This window comes from Salinisphaera shabanensis E1L3A (assembly GCF_000215955.2).
Lineage (GTDB): Bacteria > Pseudomonadota > Gammaproteobacteria > Nevskiales > Salinisphaeraceae > Salinisphaera > Salinisphaera shabanensis.
This window is the reverse complement of record NZ_AFNV02000020.1, coordinates 1-22,800: the sequence shown is the minus strand read 5'-3', so window position 1 is coordinate 22,800 and position 22,800 is coordinate 1. Positions and strand designations below refer to the sequence as shown.

Here is a 22,800-nt window from a genome sequence, read left to right as displayed (position 1 = left end):
ATACGTGGTCAGCGATGGCCTTTAGCGGAAACCGCCTGCTGCTACCAATCGCAACCAGGGCGATCGATATAGTCGGCAATTGGGTGCCCCGGTCGGCAACGCGTGCCGACCGGGGCGGTGCCGATCTGTCAGCCGTAGCGCTGCGGCTCGGGGGTAACCAGCGCGTTATCCGCCGGTTCGTCCTCTTCGAGAGACATCAGAGATGCGTTGCCACCGGCCGCCGTGGTATCGCGGCTGATGGCGCGCTCCGTGGCGAAGCGATGCAGATAATGCGGGCCGCCGGCTTTCGGGCCGGTCCCGGACAGACCCTCGCCGCCAAACGGATGCACACCGACAACCGCGCCAATCATGTTGCGATTCACGTAGGCATTGCCAACCTTGATGCGACGTACCACCCGCTCCACGGTGGTATCGATCCGGCTGTGAATGCCGAACGTCAGGCCATAGCCCAGCTGGTTGATCTGATCGACCACATCATCGATGTTTTCGGCTTCATAGCGAATGACGTGCACGATGGGCCCGAACTGTTCCTCGCCGAGATCGTCGATGCTTTTGAGTTCGACGGCGCGCGGTGCGACATAGGTGCCGTTGCCTTCGGGTAGCTCGCAGGCGTAGATCGTATCCAGCTTCTGTCGGGTTTTTTCTACGTAGTCGACCAGCCCGTCGCGGGCTTCGGCATCGATGACCGGTGTAACGTCGGTCGAGAGCTTCCAGGGGTCGTCAATCGACAGTTCGGCCATCGCGCCGGAGAGCATGGTCAACAGGGTGTCGGCGATATCGTTCTGTACGTAGAGCACGCGCAGCGCCGAACAGCGCTGGCCGGCGCTTTGAAAGCCCGAGCGAATGACATCGGCCACGACCTGTTCGATCAGCGCCGAGGAGTCGACGATCATCGCGTTCTGGCCGCCGGTCTCGGCGATCATCGGTATCAGCGGCCCGTCACGCTCGGCGAGTGTCTTGTTGATCGCCTTCGCGGTGGCCAGCGAACCCGTGAAAGCGATGCCTGCAATGCGTTGATCGGCGACGAGCTTCGCCCCTACCGACGGGCCATCGCCGGGCAAGAAATAGAGTACGTCGCGTGGCACGCCGGCTTCGTGCATAAGCTCAATGGCACGATGACCGATCAGACAGGTCTGCTCGGCGGGTTTGGCGATCACGGCGTTGCCGGCCGCAAGCGCGGCCGTAACCTGACCGGTGAAAATCGCCAGCGGGAAATTCCACGGGCAAATGCACACGAACACGCCGCGCCCGACCAGGCGATACGTGTTGCGTTCGCCCGTCGGGCCCGGCAAGAGCATTTCGCCGTCGAATTCGTCTTCGACCTGGCAGGCATAGTAGCGACAAAAATCGACGGCCTCGCGCACTTCGGCCACGCCGTCACCGATATTCTTGCCGGCCTCGCGCGCGCATAGCGCGATCAGTTCGGCCATATGGCTTTCGAGCAGATCGGCGTAGCGTCGTAGTATGGCCGCGCGTTCACGCCCCGGCGTCGCGCTCCAGCCGTCGGCCGCTGCCGCGGCACCGGCCAGCGCTGCTTCGATATCGTCCTCGTTCGACCAGACCACTTCGCCGACGCTAATGTCGTTATTGGCCGGCGATTTCACCGTGATAGCGCTGCGCTTGTCGAAATCGGTCTGGCCACCGCCGATCAGCGGGATGCCGCGCCAGGTTTGGGCATCGGCGTCTTGCATGCCCTTGGCCAAGGCGTCGAGTTCGCGGATGTCGGAGAGGTCTACGCCTTTTGCATTCGGGCGTCGTTCGCCATAAAGGTTATGGGGCAGGGGGATGCGCGGATGCTGCGCCTGGTCCTGCTTTTCGGCTGCGAAAATCGGGTCAGCAACGATATCTTCGACCGGCTCGCTTTCGTCCACGAGGCGATTGACGAAGGAGCTGTTGGCGCCATTCTCAAGCAGACGGCGTACGAGATAGGCCAGCAGGTCCTCGTGCGCGCCCACGGGTGCATAGATTCGGCAGGCCGCGCGGCGTTCGCCTTTTTCCACGATCTCTTCATAGAGATCCTCGCCCATGCCGTGCAAGCGCTGGAACTCGAAGTCTGTCCGCTCGCCGACGGCCTGACGTATATAAGCCAGCGTATGAGCATTGTGAGTCGCGAACTGGCCGTAGAACACGTCCGAGGCATCGAGAATATGCTGCGCGCAGGCAAGGAACGATACGTCCGTGTTCATCTTGCGGGTGAAAACGGGATAGCCGTCGACGCCGGCTTCCTGAGCGCGCTTGATCTCGGTATCCCAGTAGGCGCCCTTGACCAGACGGATCATGATGCGTCGGTTGTGACGCCGGCCCAGATCGGCAAGCCAGTCAATCACGTCGAGTGCACGCTTTTGATACGCCTGGACGGCCAGGCCAAGACCTTGCCAATCGGCCAGATCCTCTTCCTGAGATACACAGGCGAACAGTTCCAGCGACAGGTCGAGACGCGCCGCTTCTTCGGCGTCGATCGTCATGTTGATGTTGTGCTTAGCGGCCAAACGGGCGAGTTTGAGCAGTCGCGGCAGAAGTTCACGATGCACGCGAACGCGATGGCTGAGTTCGTAGCGCGCGTGCAGGGCAGAGAGCTTGACCGAGACGCCGGGTGATTTTTCCGGGCCCATGCCGCGACTGGCCTTGCCGCATTCTTCGATGGCGTGCCAGTAATCGTCGAAATAGCGCTGGGCGTCGCGATCGGTGCGTGCGGCTTCGCCCAGCATGTCGTAGGAATAGGTATAGCCGCGCTTTTCCAGGGACTTGGCGTTGCTGATCGCTTCTTCGATGGTGCGGCCCATCACGAACTGCTTACCCATGATGCGCATCGCCTGGCTGACGGCCTGGCGAATGAACGGCTCGCCGCTGCGTTTGACCAGCCGTTGCAGCACGGTACGGAAATTGCGCTGGGGCGAATCCTCATAGCGCAGAATACGGCCGGTAAGCATGAGGCCCCAGGTCGAGGCGTTCACGAACCAGGATTTCGACTCGCCCAGATGCGATTCCCAGTTCGAGCCGCCGATCTTATCGTCGATGAGACGGTCGACCGTTGTGGCATCAGGAATGCGCAGCAGCGCTTCGGCCAAGCACATCAGCACGACGCCTTCCTGACTGGACAGCTCGTATTCGTGCATGAACGCGTCGATGCCGCTGCCATGGGCATTCTTCTTGCGCACGGCCTGAACCAGCTTGCCGGCCTCGGCTTCCACCCGCCGGCTGGTATGGGGCGACAGCCGGGCGATTTCGATCAGCCGATTGACTTGCTCGGCTTCATCGCAGCGATAGGTTTCGAGTACGCCGCGATAGGCGGGTTCATCGATCTGGCTGGGGCGGGAATAATCCATCAGGTAACGCGTCTCAGCTTGAATTAACAAGGTCAATCTATCGCGGCGGTCTACGGGAAGTCGACCCGGTCCCCCTTGGCGGCGGTTGCGGCCATACACCGTTATTGCCGAGCGCGTTCTCTCAAAACGAGAGATACGGGAATTTATGCAATAGCGTCAGTTGTTTAGAAACGCTTTGTGCCGTCAGGTCCGGTCAGCGGTGATTAACGCGCAGGCGGCGTATGTCTGCTTACCGTGCAAGGCACTGCGCTCGATAAATGCGACAAGCCGTAGGCCATGACGCGCTAGGAGGCGTCTTGGCAGCTAACAAAAGCCTGTTGCCACTTGGGCCTGGCCTTATGTTGGGCAAAAAAAAGCCGCCCGACCTGTCGGTGGGCGGCTTCTGCCGTAATGGCGTCCCCAAGGGGATTCGAACCCCTGTCGCTGCCGTGAAAGGGCAGTGTCCTAGGCCTCTAGACGATGGGGACAGTTTTGGTGGAGCCAGGCGGGATCGAACCGCCGACCTCAACACTGCCAGTGTTGCGCTCTCCCAGCTGAGCTATGGCCCCTGATCTGCAGCGAGGGCGTATTGTAGAGATTGGCTCGCGCCTTGCCAACCTCTATCGCACTATTTTTTTACTGCGTTTTTCAGCGCGTCCACCACGCGGTCCTGATCGGCCTGTTCGAGGTACGGATGCATGGGCAGGCTGAGCACGCGTTCCGCGGCACGCTCGGACTTGGGGATCGCCACATCCGAATACAGGGGGGGCTGGCGATTCAGGGGCACCGGGTAATAGACCGCGTTCGGGATGCCCGCGTCATTCAAGGACTGACGAACGCGCTCGCGGTCGTCGACTTCGATCGTGTACTGGGCATAGACGCTCGTGCAGTCCGCAGCGAGCGCGGGTGTCTTGACCAGGCCGCTAAGCAGTTCGCCGTAGCGCGCACCCACCTGTGCGCGGCGCGCGACTTCGTCGTCGAAGACTTCCATCTTGGCCAGGAGTACGGCGGCCTGAATCGTATCCAGACGGCCGTTGATGCCCAGCCGCGGATGGTGATACGGCGCGTTCTGGCCATGGTTGCGCAGCTCGCGCATGCGTTCGGCCAGCGCGGCATCAGTGGTGAACGCGGCACCGCCGTCGCCATAGCAGCCCAGCGGTTTGGCTGGAAAGAACGATGTCGCTGCGATCTGCGAGACACCGCAGGAACGTTTTCCCTTGTAGGTGGCGCCAAAGCTCTGGGCGGCGTCTTCGATCACCGGCACGTGGTGACGTTCGCCCACGGCATTGATCGCGTCCATATCAGCGATCTGACCGAACAGGCTCACCGGTACGATGGCCTTGGTGCGATCGGTAATCTTTTCCTCGATGAGTGCGGCATCGATGTTGTAGGTATCCGGGTCGATATCCACGAATACGGGTGTCGCGCCGAGCAGGCCGATCATCTCGCCGGTCGCGATGAAGGTAAACGGCGTGGTGATGACTTCGTCGCCCGGGCCGATATTCAGCGCCATCATCGCCACGAGCAGGGCATCGGTACCGCTCGAGAGCGCGATGCAGTGTTCGATGCCGACGTATTCCGCCAAGCGTGCTTCAAGGGCCTCGACCTCCGGGCCCATCACATAGCGGCCATGATCGAGAACTGCCTGAATGCGCGCGTCGACATCCGGCTTAATGCGCTGATACTGGGCTTGCAGGTCGATGAGTTGCATCCGGGCTCCCGGCTTCGAGGGTGAGAGTTATCAAATCGCGGGAATTCTAGCATCGCACCGGTGCGATTTATTCGTTGACCCGTCAGACCTTGCACACTAGACTTTGCGCGCTCGCACGGCGAACCGGGCGGTTAGCTCAGCGGTAGAGCACTGTCTTCACACGGCAGGGGTCACTAGTTCGAACCTAGTACCGCCCACCAGACATCGAAAGAGGGTCAGGCCAGTTGGTCTGGCCCTTTTTTTTGCGCAGAGCGCCGGCGTGGAACTCGCATCCCGCTGCCCGGTTGCGCATAATCGCCCGCATTTCGAGTGCCACCCACCTTTCCAATTCAAGCAGTCAAGGGGTCAGAGTGCATATCACGATTTTCGGAACCGGCTATGTGGGCCTTGTGACCGGCGCATGTCTTGCGCAAAGCGGCAATCATGTCGTCTGCGTCGACATCGACGAAGACAAGATCGCGCGTCTGACCCGCGGCGAAATCCCGATTTATGAGCCCGGCCTTGAGCAGATCGTGCACGACAACGTTCGCTCGGGGCGGCTGCGTTTCACCACCGATGCTGCCGAAGCGGTTGCCCATGGGACGCTGCAGTTCATCGCCGTCGGCACGCCGCCCGATGAAGATGGCAGTGCGGACCTTCAGTATGTATTGAAGGTCGCATCGACTATCGGCGCCCATATGGACGACTATCGGCTCGTTATCACCAAGTCGACGGTGCCGGTAGGTACGGCCGACAAAGTGCGGGAAGCCCTGGGCCAGGCCGTGCGTGAGCGCGGTGTCGATATCGAATTCGATGTGGCCTCGAACCCCGAGTTTCTGAAAGAGGGCGCGGCGGTCGAGGACTTCATGAAACCAGATCGCGTGGTCGTGGGTGTGGATAGCGACCGCGCCGCAGAACATCTGCGCGCGCTCTATGCGCCGTTCAACCGCCAGCACGATCGCACCATCATTATGGATATCCGTTCGGCCGAACTGACCAAGTACGCCGCCAACATCGTGCTCGCGACCAAGATCAGCCTCATGAACGAGTTGTCGCAGGTCGCTGATCGCGTGGACGCCGACATAGAACAGGTACGCAAGGCTATTGGCGCCGACCATCGCATCGGCTATCACTTCATCTATCCAGGTTGCGGCTTTGGTGGTTCCTGTTTTCCCAAAGACGTTCGCGCCCTGGCGCAAACAGCCGGCAAGCTCGGCTACGACACCGAAATCATTAACGCCGTCGAGCGCGTCAACGATCGCCAGAAGCAGGTCCTGTTCGAAAAGCTCGCTGCCCATTTCGGCGATCTGTCGGGCAAGACTATCGCGCTGTGGGGCCTTGCCTTTAAACCGAATACCGACGATATGCGCGAAGCGCCCAGCTGCACGCTGATGCAAGCGCTATGGGAAGCCGGGGCGCGTGTTCGTGCTTACGATCCGGAAGCCATGAAAGAAACCCGACGCATCTATGGCGAACGCGACGACCTGCTTCTTTGCGAAACCGCAGAGCAGGCCGTCGAAGATGCCGATGCGCTCGTGCTGGTAACCGAGTGGCATATTTTCCGGACGCCGGATTTTGCCGATATCGCACGACGCATGCGCCAGCCGGTGCTCGTCGACGGGCGTAATATCTACAAACCGTCCTACGTGGCCCAGGCGGGTTTCACCTATTACGGTATCGGCCGCTCTGCAGCCAGTGGCGCAACGCGTCACGTCGTATAAAATACGCGCCGTCATTGGCCTCGCAGAGTTTCTGAGCATGCCCATCTACGAATATGTCTGCCGCAATTGCGGCCATGAACTCGAACGGCTCCAGCGGTTGTCGGAAGACCCGCTGATCCAATGCCCCGAGTGCGATACCCCGGAACTCAAGCGCAAGATTTCCGCCGCTGGTTTTCGCCTGGCAGGCGGTGGCTGGTACGAAACCGACTTCAAGTCGGATGGCAAGCGCAATATCGCCAGCGGCGACGACAAGACGTCGAAATCGACCAGCTCGAACGCGACCGCCAGCGACGGTGCCAAGTCCGATAGCGCATCGACCGCGTCCAAGAGTTCGAGCGCCGACACGAAAACCGACACGTCCAGCAAGCCGGCGAAAAAGACCGAGAGCAAGCCTTCGACCGACGCCGGCAGCTAGTACGCCAAACGCGCGGTCATCAGATAAGCGGCGTATGGTGTCGCGCCAGCGCCGCCGACGTCAGACTGGCGAGTTCCGCGCGGGTACCGGCAGGGCGCCCGCTCTTGCTAGACTCGCGCTCTTTTGCACACCTTCAAGACGATAGCCATGATGCGATCCCACTACAGCGGCGATGTCACCGCCGCTGCCATCGACAGCGAAATTACCGTCTGCGGCTGGGTGCATCGCCGCCGCGACCATGGCGGCGTGATCTTCGTCGACCTGCGGGATCGCAGCGGCCTGATTCAGGTTGTCTTCGATCCGGACGAGCCCGGCACATTCGCCGAAGCCGAAAAGCTGCGCAGCGAATACGTGATTCAGGTGACCGGACGTGTACGCGCGCGGCCTGAAGGCACGGTCAACAGGAATCTCGCGTCGGGCGAAATCGAGGTCTATACCACCGCGCTGACCGTGCTCAACGCGTCGGAAACGCCGCCGCTGCAACTCGACGACACCGAAAACGTGGGCGACGCGGCGCGTTTGCGCTATCGCTATGTCGAACTGCGCAAGCCGCGCATGCAGCGGCATATGCAGCTGCGCGCCCAGGTCACGCGAGCAGTACGCAACGCGCTCGACGAACTCGGCTTTCTGGATATCGAAACACCGATTCTCACCCGGGCCACGCCCGAAGGTGCGCGCGACTATCTCGTGCCCAGTCGTACCCAGCCGGGTCATTTCTTCGCGCTGCCGCAGTCGCCGCAGCTGTTCAAACAGCTGCTGATGGTGTCGGGCATGGACCGCTACTACCAGATCGCGCGCTGCTTCCGTGACGAAGATCTGCGCGCCGATCGTCAGCCCGAGTTCACCCAGATCGATATCGAGGCCTCGTTCGTCGATGCCGACGACATCATGGCGATCAACGAAACCATGATCCGCTCGCTGTTCGCCGATGTGCTCGACGTGAAGCTGCCCGATCCGTTCCCGCGCATGACCTATGAAGAGGCGATGCGCCGTTTTGGGTCCGACAAGCCCGACCTGCGGATCGATCTCGAACTGGTCGATATTGCCGACCTTGTCGCCGATGCCGATTTCAAGGTGTTCTCGGGCCCGGCCAACAGCGATACCGGCCGCGTTGCCGTCATGCGCGTGCCGGGCGGGGCGAGCCTCACACGCAAGCAGATCGATGGCTATACCGAGTTCGTTAGCCGCTACGGCGCGAAGGGTTTGGCCTACGTCAAGGTCAACGATACCTCTGCTGGACGCGAAGGGTTGGCCTCGCCGATTCTGAAATTCCTCTCCGATGAAGCGGTCGAGGGCATCATGACGCGTAGCGGCGCGGCGGATGGTGATCTGCTGTTCTTCGGCGCGGATACCGAAACCGTGGTCAACGATGCGCTGGGCGCATTGCGGGTGCGGCTCGGCCACGATCTCGGCCGGGTCGAAGGTGACTGGGCGCCGCTGTGGGTCATCGACTGGCCGATGTTCGAGTACGACCCCGAAGCCAAGCGCTGGAATGCGCTGCACCATCCGTTTACCGCGCCGGCTGTCGACGACGCCGATGCGTTGCGTAACGATCCCAAGCACGCGCTTTCGCAAGCCTACGATATGGTGCTCAACGGTACGGAAATCGGCGGCGGTTCGGTGCGTATCCACACGCCGTCAATGCAGCAGGCTGCGTTCGATGTGCTCGGCATCTCTCGTGAAGACGCCGAAGAGAAGTTCGGCTTCCTGCTGGAAGCGCTCAAGTTCGGCGCCCCGCCGCATGCCGGTATTGCCTTTGGTCTCGATCGTCTGGTGATGTTGATGGCGGGCGCGGATTCGATTCGTGAAGTCATCGCCTTTCCCAAGACCCAGACAGCGACCGATCTTCTTACCGGCGCGCCGGGGCTTGCCGACAACGCCCAACTGCGTGAACTGGGTATTCGGTTGCGCGCAACCGGCAAGAGCGAAGCCTCCGACGGCCAATAGCGCCACGACTTAACTTTCCCGCAAACGTTGTTGCAAGGAGCCGGCGCCGCCTCGAGCGGTCGCCGGCTTTGTTGTATCTGGCACCTGGTTTTGACGTGCCCGCGGCAAGCGCGGAGTCTATTTCTGCGGTTTGGGATAAAAATCCTAAACTGTGGGAGGCGCGCCCACCGCGTTAGTGGCAAGGGGAACCAAGTCATGAAAATTCCGAACCCAATCGGGTGTCGATTGCGCCAGCAAGTGCGTCTGGCGCTTATCGGCACGTCGTTGGCAGTCACCGCGCCCGGCGCGATGGCCGCCACGATTACCGTGAATTCATCCGGCGATTCAAGCAGTGCAGATCAGTGCACGCTCCGTGACGCGATCGCGGCTGCAAACCAGAATGAGATGGTCGGCGCCTGTATGGCTGGCGATGACGCCAACGACACGATCCAATTCGGTAGTGGCGTGGCCGGGGCAACCATCACGCTGAGCGGCACAGCGCTTCCCACGATCGTCGCCGGTTCGACGCTGACAATCGGCACGCAGGACAGCGATTCCGCGGGCGTAACCATCGATGCCAATAGCCAGAGCCGCATCTTTACCAACCAGGGCAATCTGACGCTCAACGCACTGACGCTGATCAATGGCGCCACGGCCAGCGGCAGCAACGCATCGGCCGACGATCGTTCGGGGGGCGCCGTGCTCAACGACGAAGGCGGCACGCTTATCGTCAACGGCGGTGCGATGAACAACAACAGCGCAGACCGCGCCGGTGGCGCGATCGAGGAAGCCTCGAATCCCGGCGGCATGGATGACGACGACGACGGCAGTGACGACGCGACCGACAACGTGCGTGTCACGCTCAACGACGTTTCTTTCTCCGGCAACAGGGCGGGCGCCAACCCGGGTAACGGCGGTGCCGTGCACGTGACCGGCAACGGCGATGTCGTGGTTGATGGGGGTCGTTTCGATTCCAACGTCGCAGCGGCTGAAGGCGGCGCGCTCTGGAATTTCAACGGTACAACGACCGTGACCGGTGCGACTTTTGTCGCCAATCAGGCGAACGGCACGGCGGCGGATAACGGCGGCGGTGCAATCTTCCTCAACGGCGGCTCGGTCACCGTGGATGATTCGACGTTCACCAACAACAGCGCCGGCATGGCCGATGACGACGACAATGCTGATAACGATAGCTCGGCATCGGGTGGTGCGATCTTTGTCACCACGGGCGCGATGCTCGATGTGACCAACAGCGTGTTTCGCGACAACAGTGCCCAGCGCGCTGGCGGCGTATTCGAAGTGCTCGACGGGAGCATGACTACGTTGACCAACGTGACCGCCGCCGGCAACAACGCGGGCGCCAATCCGGGCAACGGCGGCGTACTGCACGTCACGGGGGCCGGAAACGTCGATGTCAGTGGTGGCGTGTTCGCGCGTAATACCGCGGTCGAAGGCGGCGCGTTCTGGAACAATCAGGGCGAAATGACGCTTGCGGGCGTGTCGATCGTCAACAATGAAGCCACGGGGGGCGACGCGACTCAGGGCGGTGGTGGCATCTACGCCGAAGGCAACGACATGGGCGATAGTGGCACGCTCACAATCACGGATAGCCGTATTGCCATGAACCGCGCCTCGGGAACCTCTGGCTCCGGCGGCGGCATTCTGGTCAGCCCCAACGCAACGGCTGACATCTCCGATACGCGTATCACCGGCAACAGCGCACAGCGCGCGGGTGGCGGTATCGAGAATGCGGGCGGCATGGTGACGGCAACCAATGTCACGCTAGGTGGCACCACCAGAGCGCAGGGCAACAACGCCGGTTCCAATCCCGGCAACGGCGGCGCGTTGCATATCGGCGGCACCGGTTCGGCGACATTTACCATGTCCAGCGTGGGCTACAACCAGGCCATGGAAGGCGGCGGTTTCTGGAATTCCCCCGGCGGCTCGCTGACGGTGGACAATGTGACCGTGTCCGACAATACGGCGGGCACCGGCGCGGGCATCTATCAGGACGGCGGCGACGATCAGTCTGTATCCGGCGAGGGCATCAGCCTCGACTACGTCTCGGTGGTCAATAACAACGGCACGGGTATCGATGCCGGTGAACTGCAGACGCCGCAAGACGCCTATACCATCACCAACAGCCTGATTGCGGGCAACGATACCAATCTGGGTGCGGGCATCACCGCAGCCGACGGCGATGGCAATGTTACGGGCGAGGCATCGTTACTTGACGGCACGTATCGCCTATATGGCGGGCCGACTCCGACCCAGCCGCTGGCCATGGATAGTGCCGCGCTCGATACGAACGCCGACTGCGGCGCAATGGATACGGATCAGCGCGGGGCGCAGCGTCCCTTCAATGCCGTGGACCCGAATAACGGCACCGGCGATTGCGACTCGGGGGCGTTCGAGCTCACCGACGATCCCGTGGTGCAGGCAGTCGCTATCAGTCTCGGCGACACAACGGTCGGCAGCGGCGACAGTGAAGCCGTCGTGCTGGGGGTCACGCTTACGAACAGCAGTGATGACTCGGTTACGGTCGGCGGTTTCTCCGGCTATGTGGATCGTGACGACATGCTGCCTGAAGGTATCGCCCCGGGCGATATCGAGCTGACGGTCTATGCGGATAGCAACGACAACGCTGCCTACGATATGGGTAGCGATATGAGCGTGGGTACCGCAACGCTGGACGATGGCTACAACTTCACGGTCACGTTCAACGGTGGTGCCGGCCAGCCCGTCGCGGCGGGGGCGAGCGCGAGCTATTTCATTGTTGCCAATCTCGCCGATCCGGCGGCGGAACAGCCGTTTACCGTCGGCAGCACAGCCGGCAGCGCGCCGGCAACGCTGGCGAGCCCGCCGGTCTTCGCCGGTGGCGGGTTGCTTGCGTTGTTCGGTCTGCTATCGATCGGAGGTGTGCGTCGACGTACCCAGTACCTGCTCATCGCCGGGGCGCTTGTGCTGATGCTCACCGCTTGTAGCGACAGCGACAGTGACCGCAAGGTCAACGTCACTCAGCCCGACAACGCGATGATGGGCGAGGGTGAGGCGACGTTCGTGCTCAGCGAGATCAACGGCACCGGTACGGATCTGGTTATCGGCGATGGTCTGCCGATAACCGGCCCGACCGTGTCGTTCGAGGCACCGGCGATGGACGAGGACGGGCCAGACTAGCTCCCGCTTCGAATCATCGTTGTAACAAGCCGGACCGGGCGCTGCCCGGTCCGGTTTTTTTTGCCTTGCGCCGCCGCGATGCCATGACGTGGATACCGGCATGCGTGTCAGTACGTGTCGGCGCGAAGAAGGCGCGCGTTGCGCACGATATTGATTTGCGTACCGTTCTGCGGCCCGACGAGCTGTACCTGTGTGCCCGCATCGACGCGAGCGAAGAACGTCGGTGGATCGATCACGTTGCCGTCCGCGTCATGGTAGGTCGTGGTGGCATCGGCCAGTTGTGCGGTAATGCCTGCCACGACGAGCGTGGTGCTCGCGCCATTACGTGTCGTATCTGTGACGTGGCCGGCCACCGCGGCGTCGTCGGCTTCGCTGGTCTGTACGCGCACAATGCGCCGGGCAACGGCCTTACCCTGGACCATATATAGCTGCACGCGGAGAATATCGCCTGGTGAGAGCGTGCTGATACGCAGTGCGCGATCGTTCGTCGCGCTCTTGTCGGTATAGCCCGTTTGTGCCGACACGTGAATCGTTCGCCCGAAGAGCGTGAGGGTGTCGGCGTCGCTATCGATAGCGTCCAAGCGCGCTTGCAGCATCCCATTCGAGCGCGGCTCGACCCACAAGGTGCGGGCTCGCACGCGCTGATTCTCGAATACGCCGCGTACGCTCACACGTACGCCCGGCGCGAGCGCAGTCGTATCGTCACCCTGGCGTTCGGCGTCGCCTGCATCGATACGCCAGCCGCCAGCAACGAAGTCGGATAGATTCTCATAGTCGTCGATCTCGGCGCCGACAAGCATCTGTCGGCCTTCGGGCGCTTCGTTCAGGCTTTGTACGTTGATGCGGCTGGCAATGAGCGGATCGGTGCGCGCCGCATCCCGGCTTCCAAACGCCTCGATACGGCTGCCAGGTGTAAGCGCGGCGCGACTTGGGCGGATATCGGCGTTGGCGAAATCGATGACCTGGTCGCCGATAGTCAGGCGGGTGCCGTCGATGGTATCGATCGGGCCTTCGATTTCCAGCGTCGAGTTATTGGGCACGAAATCCGTCTCGCTTTGCCGGATCGACTCGGCATAGACCCGATTGGATGGCCGCGTGAAGCCGCTTACGGCGATCAGGTCGCCCGCGGCGAGCTCATCGGCCGGCGTGTTCACGAATGTGGTATTGCCATCGAAATACACCGTCTGTCCGAGCGCCACGAGCGAACCGCGTTCGCCATCGGTTTCGATGCTTTCGATGGGGCCATCGAGCGTGCGGAGATAGACGATGCGATCGGCATGCGCGCGGCCGTCGGCGTCCAGCGTGCCGGTCACGGCAACGCGATCGCCGACACTGAGCTTCGATTCGGGGACTTCTTCGCCCACGAATAGGATCGTCGCATCGTCGGTTTCGAACTCCATGCCCTCGATATAAACGCTGCCGAACCCGGAAACGATACCGGTGCCCTCGATACCGGCCTGACGGTCATCGCCGCTGCCACCGGAGCTGCAGCCGGCGAACGTGGCCAGTACGAACAGACTTGCGAGCAACAGGATGATTTTCGTCGCGCGATGCGCCGCGTTATTTAGACTGGTCGTCATCCGTTGTCTCCCCCTGGTCCTCGAAATAGTAAATACCCACGCCGGCGCGGGTATGAGCGGTCTCGTTGTCCGTGTCATCGACTTCGTGTCGCTCGAGCCAATCGTCGAGCGTTTCGAGCAGCTGTTGTGCCTGCTGTGAGATCAGACGATGGAATACGGGCAAAACCCGTTTGTTGACGCGCGTATTGAATACAGTACGTTGAAATCGCGGTTTTTTATCTTCGCCCGATGAAAGATTGTGCTCCAGGGTCGAGAGCAGATCGTGTCCGGCCGAACCGAGCATACGAATGCGCTCGGAATCGCCTGCGCCGGGTACGTAAGCGCGATTGAGTACGCGGACCGTGCCATCTTGCCCACGCGCAACCGAATGAACCCGTTCGAGTTCGTCGAGAATGGCCATCACCGGAATATCGCCGCTATAGCGACGCACCAGCGCACTGAAGCCGTCGCTGTCGTCGTCGAGGGGCAGAGGCCGCGGCGCGCCTTCGTCGTCGGTGAAGTCCGGGTCGCGGTGCCAGCCGGAAAGAACCCGGGTCGCGCGGTTTGCGCCGCCCCAGTTGCCCGCGTCGTATTGGGAATCGCTTTGTTCGCGCAGTCGCTTGACTTCCTTACGCGTCAACCCGGTTATGACGGCCACATGTGAATCGGTTGCGCGCTTGCCGTCGGGCGCGAATGAATCGCGTGCGACTTCCGCATAGACCGCACGAACGATGGCGTCGAAATCCCGATGCGCGATGCCTTGCGTAAGCATGATGCGCACGAGCGGTCGCAGCAGGCGGTGCGATGCGCGGGCGAGCCATTGACGATCGTGGTTATTCATCGGGCCATTATAGAGGTCTGCGGGCAGCCACCGACTCTCTGCCCGGTTGTGGTACATTTTCCGGACGATTCGCCGACTGATCACAAGCATGTCTGCAACTGCTCTGGCCTTGCAGGATTTCGCTCGTTACGACGACGCGGCCTGCGACGCACGTATTCGTGCCGCCAAGGAGGCGCTGGGTTCGCGCTGTGCCATTCTGGGCCATCACTACCAGCGAGACGAAGTCTTCGCGCATGCCGATTTCTCCGGAGATTCGCTGAAACTATCGGCTCAAGCGGCACAATCTGATGCCGAGTACATCGTGTTCTGCGGCGTGCATTTCATGGCGGAAGTGGCGGATATTCTCTCGCGCGACGAGCAGACGGTCATTCTGCCGGACATGGCAGCGGGCTGTTCCATGGCGGATATGGCCAATCTTCGCAACGTCGAACGCGCCTGGCGCGAGCTCTCCGACGTGCTTGAACCGGACGAAACGATCACACCGGTCACCTACATCAACTCCGCGGCGGACCTGAAAGCATTCTGCGGCCGTCACGGCGGCATCGTATGTACGTCATCGAACGCGCGCGGCGTGCTCGACTGGTCGTTCTCGCGTCGTGAAAAAGTGCTGTTCTTCCCCGATCAGCACCTCGGTCGGAACACGGCCTACGACATGGGCATCGGCCTCGACGAGATGGTGGTCTGGGACTACGACAAGCCCATGGGTGGGCTGACCGCGGATCAGATCCGCAACGCGAGGATGATTCTCTGGAAGGGCTTCTGCTCGGTTCACCAGATGTTTCATCCCAACCACATCAAGAAGTTTCGCGAGGAGCACCCGCAGGGCAAGGTGATTTCTCATCCGGAGAATGCCTTCGAGGTATGTCAGGCATCCGATGTGGTCGGCTCGACCGAAACCATTCTCAAGACCGTGCGTGCGAGCGAGCCGGGTAGTCATTGGCTGGTGGGTACCGAGTTGAACCTGGTCAACCGACTTCACCACGAAATGGCGGAAAAAAACGTGAAGGTACAGTTCATGTCGCCGGTGGTTTGCATGTGCTCGACCATGTTCCGCACCGACCCACAGCATCTGGCCTGGGTCATGGAAAATCTGGCCGAGGGGCATGTCGTGAATCAGATCAAGGTCGACGCCAGCGAGGCACGCGAAGCCAAGGCCGCACTCGATCTGATGCTCGAGATCACCGCCTAGCGCCGCGCCGCCCCACATGTGGGGTCGGCACCGCGTCTGCGCTACACTATGCGCCCTTACAAGCTTCGAAAACGTGTCGGCGAGCGCGAATCGCGCCGCCGCCGCTGTGCATTCTTCGTACTTCAACCCGAGCATTCGAACATGTTTGATTCCGCCCAGCGCATCGCCGAATTCGACCCCGAACTGGCCACCGCCATGGCCGACGAGGATCAGCGCCAGGAAGATCATATCGAGCTGATCGCCTCCGAGAACTACACCAGCCCCCGCGTGATGGAAGCGCAGGGCAGCCTGCTGACCAACAAATACGCGGAAGGCTATCCGGGCAAGCGCTTCTACGGTGGCTGTGAGCACGTGGACGTGGCCGAACAGCTGGCTATTGACCGTGCCTGCAAGCTCTTCGACTGCGATTTCGCCAACGTGCAGCCGCACTCGGGCGCGCAGGCGAACGCCGCTGTATATCTCGCTCTGGTCAAACCGGGCGACACCATCCTCGGCATGAGCCTGGATGCCGGCGGCCACCTCACGCATGGGGCGGCGCCGAATTTCTCGGGCAAAAATTACAACGCCGTGCAGTACGGTCTGAACGCCGAAACCGGCGAGCTGGACTACGACGAAATCCAGCGTCTGGCGGATGAACACCAACCGAAGATGGTGATCGGCGGCTTTTCTGCCTATTCGCGTCGTATCGACTGGGCGCGCATGCGCAAGATCGCGGATTCGGTCGGCGCCTGGCTGTTCGTCGATATGGCACACGTGGCTGGCCTGGTTGCGACCGGCCAGTACCCGAGCCCGTTGTCGCATGCCCATGTCGTGACCACCACCACGCACAAGACGTTGCGCGGTCCGCGCGGCGGCCTGATTCTGTCCGCGGCTGGCGACGAAAAGCTTTATAAAAAGCTCAACAGCGCCGTCTTCCCCGGCACGCAGGGCGGTCCGCTCATGCATGTGATCGCCGCCAAGGCGGTCGCCTTCAAGGAGGCACTGGAAACCGACTTCGAGGCCTATGCCGAGAAGATTGTGGCCAACGCCAAGGCCATGGCGCAGGTTTTCATCGACCGCGACTACCACGTTGTTTCCGGCGGCACGGACAATCATCTGATGCTCGTGAGCCTGGTCAAACAGGACATCACCGGCAAGGACGCGGAGGAGTGGCTCGGCAAGGCGCATATCACGGCGAACAAGAACGCGGTGCCGAACGACCCGCGTTCTCCGTTTGTGACATCGGGGCTTCGTATCGGCACGCCGGCGGCGACCACCCGCGGGTTCGGCGAAGACGACGTGCGCCAGATCGCCACCTGGATTTGCGATGTGCTTGATACGCTGGCCAAAGGCGGTGATATTGAAGGCGAAGCCGAACGCGTGCGCAAGCAGGTCAATGAGCTGTGTGCCCGTTATCCGGTGTATCGCACGCCCGCGCTCGGCGCCGCCTGATTGCGGTATAGCGTGCAGGGAAGGCGCTAATGCAATGTCCGTTCTGCGACGAGCGCGCCACGCGCGTGGTCGACTCACGTCTTGCGGCCGAGGGCAGTCAGGTGCGCCGACGCCGTGAATGCCCGGCGTGCGGCGCACGCTTTACCACGTTCGAAACAGCAGAACTGGTGCTGCCGCGCATCGTCAAGAACGATGGTACGCCCGAGCCGTTCGACGAAGCCAAGCTGCGCCAGGGCATCACGCGCGCCCTCTACAAGCGCCCGGTCGCCGCCGAGGCCATCGACACGGCGATCAGCCATATCCTGCAGCGGCTGCGCACCGACGCCGAACGCGAGGTCGCTTCGCGCCAGCTGGGTGAGTGGGTAATGGAAGAACTGCGCGAGCTTGATCAGGTGGCGTTCGTGCGCTTTGCCTCGGTGTATCGGCGTTTCGAGGACGTGCAGGCGTTTCGCGAGGAAATAGAGCGTCTCGAAGCGACGCCGGGCCGGCGCAGCGGGCAGTTGTCGCTGATCGATAGCGCGCCGAGCGACGAGCAGGAACAATCGTGAGCACGAATACCGTTCGCGAGGCGGTGCATGCCTATTTCATGCAGCGTGCGATCGAACTGGCCAGACGCGGTTGGTATACGACCCGGCCCAATCCGCGCGTGGGCTGTGTGATCGTGCGCGGCGAGACCGTGATCGGCGAAGGCTGGCACGAGCGTGCCGGCGAAAATCACGCCGAAAAAGCCGCGCTTGCAGACGTTGAGCGGCGCGGTGAAAGCGCGCGCGGTACGACCGCTTACGTGACGCTTGAGCCGTGCAGCCATACCGGTCGCACTGCACCCTGTGTGGATGCATTGATCGATGCCGGTGTCGCACGCGTGGTGGTCGGCGCGACCGATCCGAACCCGCAGGTCAACGGCCGTGGCATTGCGCGGCTGCGCGAAGCCGGGATCGAAGTGATTGCCGATGTGGTCGCCGATCGCTGTCGTGCGCTCAATCCCGGTTTCGAAAAACGGATGCGGGCCAAGCGGCCGCGTGTGCGCGTCAAGCTCGCGATGACTCTTGATGGTCGCACCGCAGCGGCGGATGGCACGAGCCAGTGGATCACCGGCGAGGTGGCACGCGATGATGTGCACCGGCTGCGCGCAGAAAGCGGGGCGGTCATGGTCGGTCGCGGCACTCTGAAGGCAGACGATCCGAGCCTCAACGTGCGGCTGAAAGGCGATTGGCCCCAACCGATGCCGGTCGTGCTCGATACCCATGTCGCTATCACGCCGGACGCCCGAGTTTTCGAAACATCGCCGCGTGTTCTCATCTATTGCGCAAGCACGGAGGGTGCGCGCATCGCCGCGCTCGAGCAGGCCGGCGCGGATATCGTAATGGTGGGGCTCAGTGATGATCGGCTCGATCTGCGCGCGGTGCTGGCTGATCTTGGGAAACGAGAAATCAACGATGTACTGGTCGAATCGGGGCCGCAGCTGGCCGGCGCGCTCGCCGATGCCGGTCTGGTCGACGAGTACGTGATCTATATGGCCGCCAAACTTCTGGGCGATGCCGGCCGCGGGTTGCTGCATATGCCGCAGATCGCCACGCTTGCCGACGCGCCGCAACTCGTGATCGATAGCGTCGAGCCGGTGGGGCGTGATTGGCGAATCACCGCGCGGCCGGCGGTTATCGAAGAGGACTGAGCATGTTTACCGGCATCATTAAAGGCATTGGGCGTGTGGCAGCGCTCGAAGAGCGCGGTGGCGATACGCGAATTGCGATCGACGCTGTCGACACCGACCTCGGCGACGTCGCCCTGGGTGACAGCATCGCTGTCAGCGGGGTTTGTCTGACCGCCGTCGAGCTGGACGGAACAACGTTCGCGGCCGATGTTTCACAGGAGACGCTCTCGCTGACCACGCTCGGCGCGCTTGAGGTGGGTAGTTCGGTGAACCTCGAAGGCGCGCTGCGCGCAGGCGAGCCGCTGGGCGGGCATATGGTGTCGGGCCACGTTGATGCTTTTGGCGTGCTTGAAGCGCGCGAGCAGGACGCGCGCTCGTGGCGGCTGACGTTCTCCGTGCCTGCGCATCTGAAGCGTTTTTTTGCGCCCAAAGGTTCTGTTTGTGTCGACGGCATCAGCCTCACGGTGAACGAAGTCGAGGGCGATCGTTTCGGTGTGAATATCGTGCCGCATACGATGTCGCACACCACGCTCGGAGAGCGCACTGTCGGCGATCGGGTGAACCTCGAAATCGACGTAATCGCCCGTTATCTCGCTCGGCTGACCGAGGCGCAATAAAGCGTCGCTGCGTTTTGTGGGGCGGTGCTAGACTGCGCTGCGGCGTGCCCTGGCACGCATATCTCGCTGCTCGCGTAACGCGCTATTTAAGGAATTCGCTATGGCCATCAGCCCGATTGAAGAGGTTGTCGACGACATGCGCAACGGGCGCATGGTGATCATGCTCGACGACGCCAATCGCGAGAACGAAGGCGACCTGATCATGGCCGCCGAATGCGTACGCTCGGAAGACATCAACTTCATGGCGCGCTATGGGCGCGGCCTGATTTGTTTGACGCTCACGCGTGAGCGCTGTCGTCAGCTGCATCTGCCGCTGATGGTGGCTGCCAGCGATGAAGCGCAGTCGACCAATTTCACCCTCTCGATCGAAGCCGCCGAAGGCGTGACGACCGGCATCTCCGCACACGATCGCGCCCAGACCGTGCGCGCGGCGGTCAAGCGTGACGCCCAGCCGTCGGATCTGGTGCAGCCGGGTCATATCTTTCCGCTCATGTCGCAGCCGGGCGGTACACTCGCCCGGGCCGGCCATACCGAAGCCGGTTGCGATCTTGCCCGGCTCGCGGGCCTTGAACCGGCCTCAGTGATCGTCGAAATTCTCAACGAAGACGGCACCATGGCGCGGCTGCCGGATCTGGAGACATTTGCTGCCGAGCACGATATCAAGCTCGGCACGATTGCCGATTTGATCCGTTACCGCATCGAAAACGAACGCACCGTGGTGCGGGTGACCGAATCGCAGGTCGACACCGAATTCGGTCCGTTCACGCTGTACTCCTTTGAAGACGAAGTCGACAAGGTCCTGCATTTCGCGATGGTGCGCGGCGATATCGACGCCGAAACGCCCACGCTGGTGCGCGTGCACGTACGCAACACGCTGGCGGACATGCTAGGTGTGCGCCACGGCGATTTCGGCTGGCCGCTGCGCGATACGCTGGCACGCGTGGCCGAAGAGGGCTGCGGCGTGGTCGTGGTGCTGCGTAAACCCGAAACAGCGCGCGAACTCATCGAGCGTATTCGTATCATCGAGGGTAATGTGCCGCCGCACGCCCCCGATGGCGCCGGCGACGAAAGCCGTATCCTGCGCACCTACGGCGTCGGCGCACAAATTCTCACGGATTTGGGTGTACGGCGCATGCGCGTGCTGTCGGCGCCCATGCGGTTACAGGGCATTTCCGGCTTCGGGCTGGAAGTTGTCGAATACGTTCAAGGCAAGGACGACGCGGAATAACTGCCGGTCGTCGTGCGATAATATCGATCGAAATCAAAAGGGCCGCCATCATGCGCAGCATTCAAGGAGAATTCGACGGCGACGGCTTGCGTATCGCCATCGTGTGTACCCGCTGGAACGACGATATCGTCGATCGGCTGGTCGACGGCGCGCTCGACGTGCTCAACGATTGCGGTGTCGACGACAACGACGTCACCCTGGTACGCGTACCCGGCGCGTTTGAACTGCCCCTGGCAGTGGATCGGCTGGCCGAGCGCGACGATTACGACGGCATCATCGCCCTTGGCGCGGTGATCCGTGGTGAAACGCCGCACTTCGATTTTGTCGCCGGTGAATGCGCCAAAGGTCTGTCCGCGACGGCACTCGAATATGGTGTGCCCGTCGGCTTTGGCGTGATCACGGCGGATAATGCAGAACAGGCCGATGCACGCGCGCAGCCCGACGAAGACCACAACAAGGGCGCGGAGGCGGCCAGTGCCGTGGTCGAGATGGCTTCGCTGCTGCGCATGATCGCGGAATAGGCGACACAAGAGATATTCAAGTGATCATCAGCGACGACCAGGTTCAATACGAATCGCAGGAAGAGGATCGCCCGGAGCAGGACGAACTGCCTACGCCGGCGCGTATTCCCGGCGGCGCGCGTATTCGTGCCCGTATGGCGGCGGTTCAGGCGATCTATCAGTGGCGCATGAGCGGCACGGATCTGGGCGAGCTGATTCTGCAATTCGCGCAGGCCGGACGTCTGCGCGAACTCGATCGCGAGTATTTCGAAACGTTGCTGCGCGGCGTCGTCTACGACGTGAGCGCGCTCGAAGGGGCTTTCGATCCGTACCTGAGCCGCCCTGCGGTCCAGCTGGACCCGGTCGAATACGCGATTCTTCTGCTGGCAACATTCGAACTGCGGGACCGCATCGAGATCCCGTTTGCCGCGATCATCAACGAAGCCACCAATCTCGCTAAAACCTTCGGCGCGACCGATGGTCATCGTTTCATCAACGGCGTGCTGGATGCCACCGCTCGTTCATTGCGCGCCAACGAGATCCGCGCGCGCAAGTAGCGTCGGCCGTGCGTGAATTCGCGCTGATCGATCGACTGTCGCAACGGCTGGCGAATCGGCGCGCGGACACGCGCCTCGGTATTGGCGACGACGGCGCGCTGGTCGCACCGTCAGCGGGGCAGGAACTTGCAATCACCACCGACACGCTCATCGCCGGCCGGCATTTTCCGGTCGATACGTCGGCTTTCGATATCGGTTACAAGGCGCTAGCGGTCAATCTGTCGGATCTAGCCGCCATGGGGGCCGACCCGGCCTGGGTGACGATTGCGCTCGCTGCGCCTGAGCTGAACGCGGGCTGGTGCGATGCGCTGCTTGATGGCGCGCTGGCCGCGATCGGCGACGCTTCAGTCGATATCGTCGGCGGCGACACCACCCGCGGCGAACTCTCGCTCACGATCACGGCCATTGGCTGTCTGCCGGCGGGCGCCGCACTGCGACGCAGCGGCGCGCGCGTGGGCGACTTGATCGCCGTTACCGGCACACTTGGCGATGCGGCCTACGGTTTGCAGTGTTGGCCGACGCGGGATAACGCGACCCGCGACCAGCAATTCTTTATTGATCGCCTCGCGCGCCCGCAATGGCGGCCGGGTGCTGCCCTGCGCGGGCTCGTCAACGCCGCGATCGATATATCGGACGGGCTTGCTGCAGACCTCGAACATGTTCTGTCTGCAAGTGAAGTGGGCGCCCGTCTGGATATCGATACGCTTCCAACGTCCGAGAGCATGATGCGCAGCTGTGATCGGGAGACTCGGCTCGGGCTGCAATGGTCCGGCGGCGACGATTACGAGCTATGCGTCACGCTGAACGAAGCTCAGCTCGACAGGGCGCGTGCGGCCATCGACTGCCCGTTGACTGTTATCGGCGAAATCGAAGCGGAAATAGGCCTGCGTGCGTTCGACAGGCATGGCGTTCGCTGGAATAGCGACAAGGCGCGCGGCTGGGATCATTTCGCGTGACGCGCCGGGCCGGCCGCTAGCTGTGATCTTTCAGTAG

17 protein-coding genes and 3 tRNA genes are annotated in these 22,800 nt (G+C 62.0%); 14 read left to right on the top strand and 6 right to left on the bottom strand.

Annotated elements, in window-relative coordinates; translation table 11 throughout:
• Nucleotides 1-128: 128 nt before the first annotated feature.
• From putA to SSPSH_RS12900, 4 genes are all read right to left on the bottom strand, one after another.
• On the bottom strand, nt 129-3,326 hold the full coding sequence (gene putA / locus SSPSH_RS12915; protein ID WP_006913537.1) for a bifunctional proline dehydrogenase/L-glutamate gamma-semialdehyde dehydrogenase PutA: 3,198 nt from the start codon (nt 3,324-3,326) through the stop codon (nt 129-131).
• Nucleotides 3,327-3,717: 391 nt separating this feature from the next.
• Nucleotides 3,718-3,793: transfer RNA gene (locus SSPSH_RS12910), tRNA-Glu, on the bottom strand.
• A gap of 5 nt (nt 3,794-3,798) precedes the next feature.
• Nucleotides 3,799-3,874 (bottom strand) — tRNA-Ala (locus SSPSH_RS12905).
• 59 nt (nt 3,875-3,933) lie between these two features.
• Entirely contained in the window at nt 3,934-5,016 is a 1,083-nt protein-coding gene (locus tag SSPSH_RS12900) for a DegT/DnrJ/EryC1/StrS family aminotransferase (RefSeq protein WP_006913536.1), read from the bottom strand.
• A gap of 125 nt (nt 5,017-5,141) precedes the next feature.
• On the opposite strand from SSPSH_RS12900, the gene SSPSH_RS12895 reads away from it, so the two are divergent.
• From SSPSH_RS12895 to SSPSH_RS12875, 5 genes are all read left to right on the top strand, one after another.
• Nucleotides 5,142-5,216: transfer RNA gene (locus SSPSH_RS12895), tRNA-Val, on the top strand.
• Between the two features lie 150 nt (nt 5,217-5,366).
• Complete coding sequence (locus SSPSH_RS12890; RefSeq protein WP_006913535.1) at nt 5,367-6,716, top strand: UDP-glucose dehydrogenase family protein; 1,350 nt, start codon at nt 5,367-5,369, stop codon at nt 6,714-6,716.
• A 37-nt stretch (nt 6,717-6,753) separates the two neighbouring features.
• The gene (locus tag SSPSH_RS12885; RefSeq protein WP_021031772.1) at nt 6,754-7,131 is read left to right on the top strand and encodes an FmdB family zinc ribbon protein; all 378 of its coding nucleotides are present in this window, start codon (nt 6,754-6,756) and stop codon (nt 7,129-7,131) included.
• A 150-nt stretch (nt 7,132-7,281) separates the two neighbouring features.
• Complete coding sequence (gene aspS / locus SSPSH_RS12880) at nt 7,282-9,078, top strand: aspartate--tRNA ligase (protein ID WP_040608202.1); 1,797 nt, start codon at nt 7,282-7,284, stop codon at nt 9,076-9,078.
• A 195-nt stretch (nt 9,079-9,273) separates the two neighbouring features.
• A complete protein-coding gene (locus SSPSH_RS12875) occupies nt 9,274-12,234 on the top strand; it encodes a beta strand repeat-containing protein (RefSeq protein WP_021031771.1) in 2,961 nt (986 codons plus the stop codon).
• 107 nt (nt 12,235-12,341) lie between these two features.
• On the opposite strand, the gene SSPSH_RS12870 is transcribed toward SSPSH_RS12875, so the two are convergent.
• Entirely contained in the window at nt 12,342-13,814 is a 1,473-nt protein-coding gene (locus tag SSPSH_RS12870) for a DUF5666 domain-containing protein (RefSeq protein WP_006913531.1), read from the bottom strand.
• Nucleotides 13,795-14,634 carry a DUF6502 family protein gene (locus SSPSH_RS12865; protein ID WP_006913530.1) on the bottom strand — a complete coding sequence of 280 codons (840 nt, stop codon included), beginning with the start codon at nt 14,632-14,634 and terminating at the stop codon, nt 13,795-13,797. Before SSPSH_RS12865 ends, SSPSH_RS12870 begins: the two co-directional genes overlap by 20 nt.
• A gap of 88 nt (nt 14,635-14,722) precedes the next feature.
• Here SSPSH_RS12865 and nadA point away from each other — a divergent pair, with 88 nt between their 5' ends.
• The 9 genes from nadA (at nt 14,723) to thiL (ending at nt 22,763) form a co-directional block, all read left to right on the top strand.
• Entirely contained in the window at nt 14,723-15,823 is a 1,101-nt protein-coding gene (nadA, locus tag SSPSH_RS12860) for a quinolinate synthase NadA (protein WP_006913529.1), read from the top strand.
• Between the two features lie 141 nt (nt 15,824-15,964).
• Complete coding sequence (glyA, locus tag SSPSH_RS12855) at nt 15,965-17,254, top strand: serine hydroxymethyltransferase (RefSeq protein WP_021031769.1); 1,290 nt, start codon at nt 15,965-15,967, stop codon at nt 17,252-17,254.
• Between the two features lie 29 nt (nt 17,255-17,283).
• Complete coding sequence (nrdR, locus tag SSPSH_RS12850; protein WP_006913527.1) at nt 17,284-17,802, top strand: transcriptional regulator NrdR; 519 nt, start codon at nt 17,284-17,286, stop codon at nt 17,800-17,802.
• A complete protein-coding gene (gene ribD / locus SSPSH_RS12845; RefSeq protein ID WP_006913526.1) occupies nt 17,799-18,926 on the top strand; it encodes a bifunctional diaminohydroxyphosphoribosylaminopyrimidine deaminase/5-amino-6-(5-phosphoribosylamino)uracil reductase RibD in 1,128 nt (375 codons plus the stop codon). The genes nrdR and ribD overlap by 4 nt, the downstream gene beginning before the upstream one ends.
• Before the next feature lie 2 nt (nt 18,927-18,928).
• Complete coding sequence (locus SSPSH_RS12840; RefSeq protein WP_006913525.1) at nt 18,929-19,522, top strand: riboflavin synthase; 594 nt, start codon at nt 18,929-18,931, stop codon at nt 19,520-19,522.
• Between the two features lie 100 nt (nt 19,523-19,622).
• Complete coding sequence (gene ribBA / locus SSPSH_RS12835; protein WP_006913524.1) at nt 19,623-20,750, top strand: bifunctional 3,4-dihydroxy-2-butanone-4-phosphate synthase/GTP cyclohydrolase II; 1,128 nt, start codon at nt 19,623-19,625, stop codon at nt 20,748-20,750.
• Nucleotides 20,751-20,800: 50 nt separating this feature from the next.
• The gene (gene ribH, locus SSPSH_RS12830) at nt 20,801-21,271 is read left to right on the top strand and encodes a 6,7-dimethyl-8-ribityllumazine synthase (RefSeq protein WP_006913523.1); all 471 of its coding nucleotides are present in this window, start codon (nt 20,801-20,803) and stop codon (nt 21,269-21,271) included.
• A 20-nt stretch (nt 21,272-21,291) separates the two neighbouring features.
• Complete coding sequence (gene nusB / locus SSPSH_RS12825; protein ID WP_006913522.1) at nt 21,292-21,807, top strand: transcription antitermination factor NusB; 516 nt, start codon at nt 21,292-21,294, stop codon at nt 21,805-21,807.
• An 8-nt stretch (nt 21,808-21,815) separates the two neighbouring features.
• Entirely contained in the window at nt 21,816-22,763 is a 948-nt protein-coding gene (gene thiL / locus SSPSH_RS12820) for a thiamine-phosphate kinase (protein ID WP_006913521.1), read from the top strand.
• Nucleotides 22,764-22,800 lie beyond the last annotated feature (37 nt).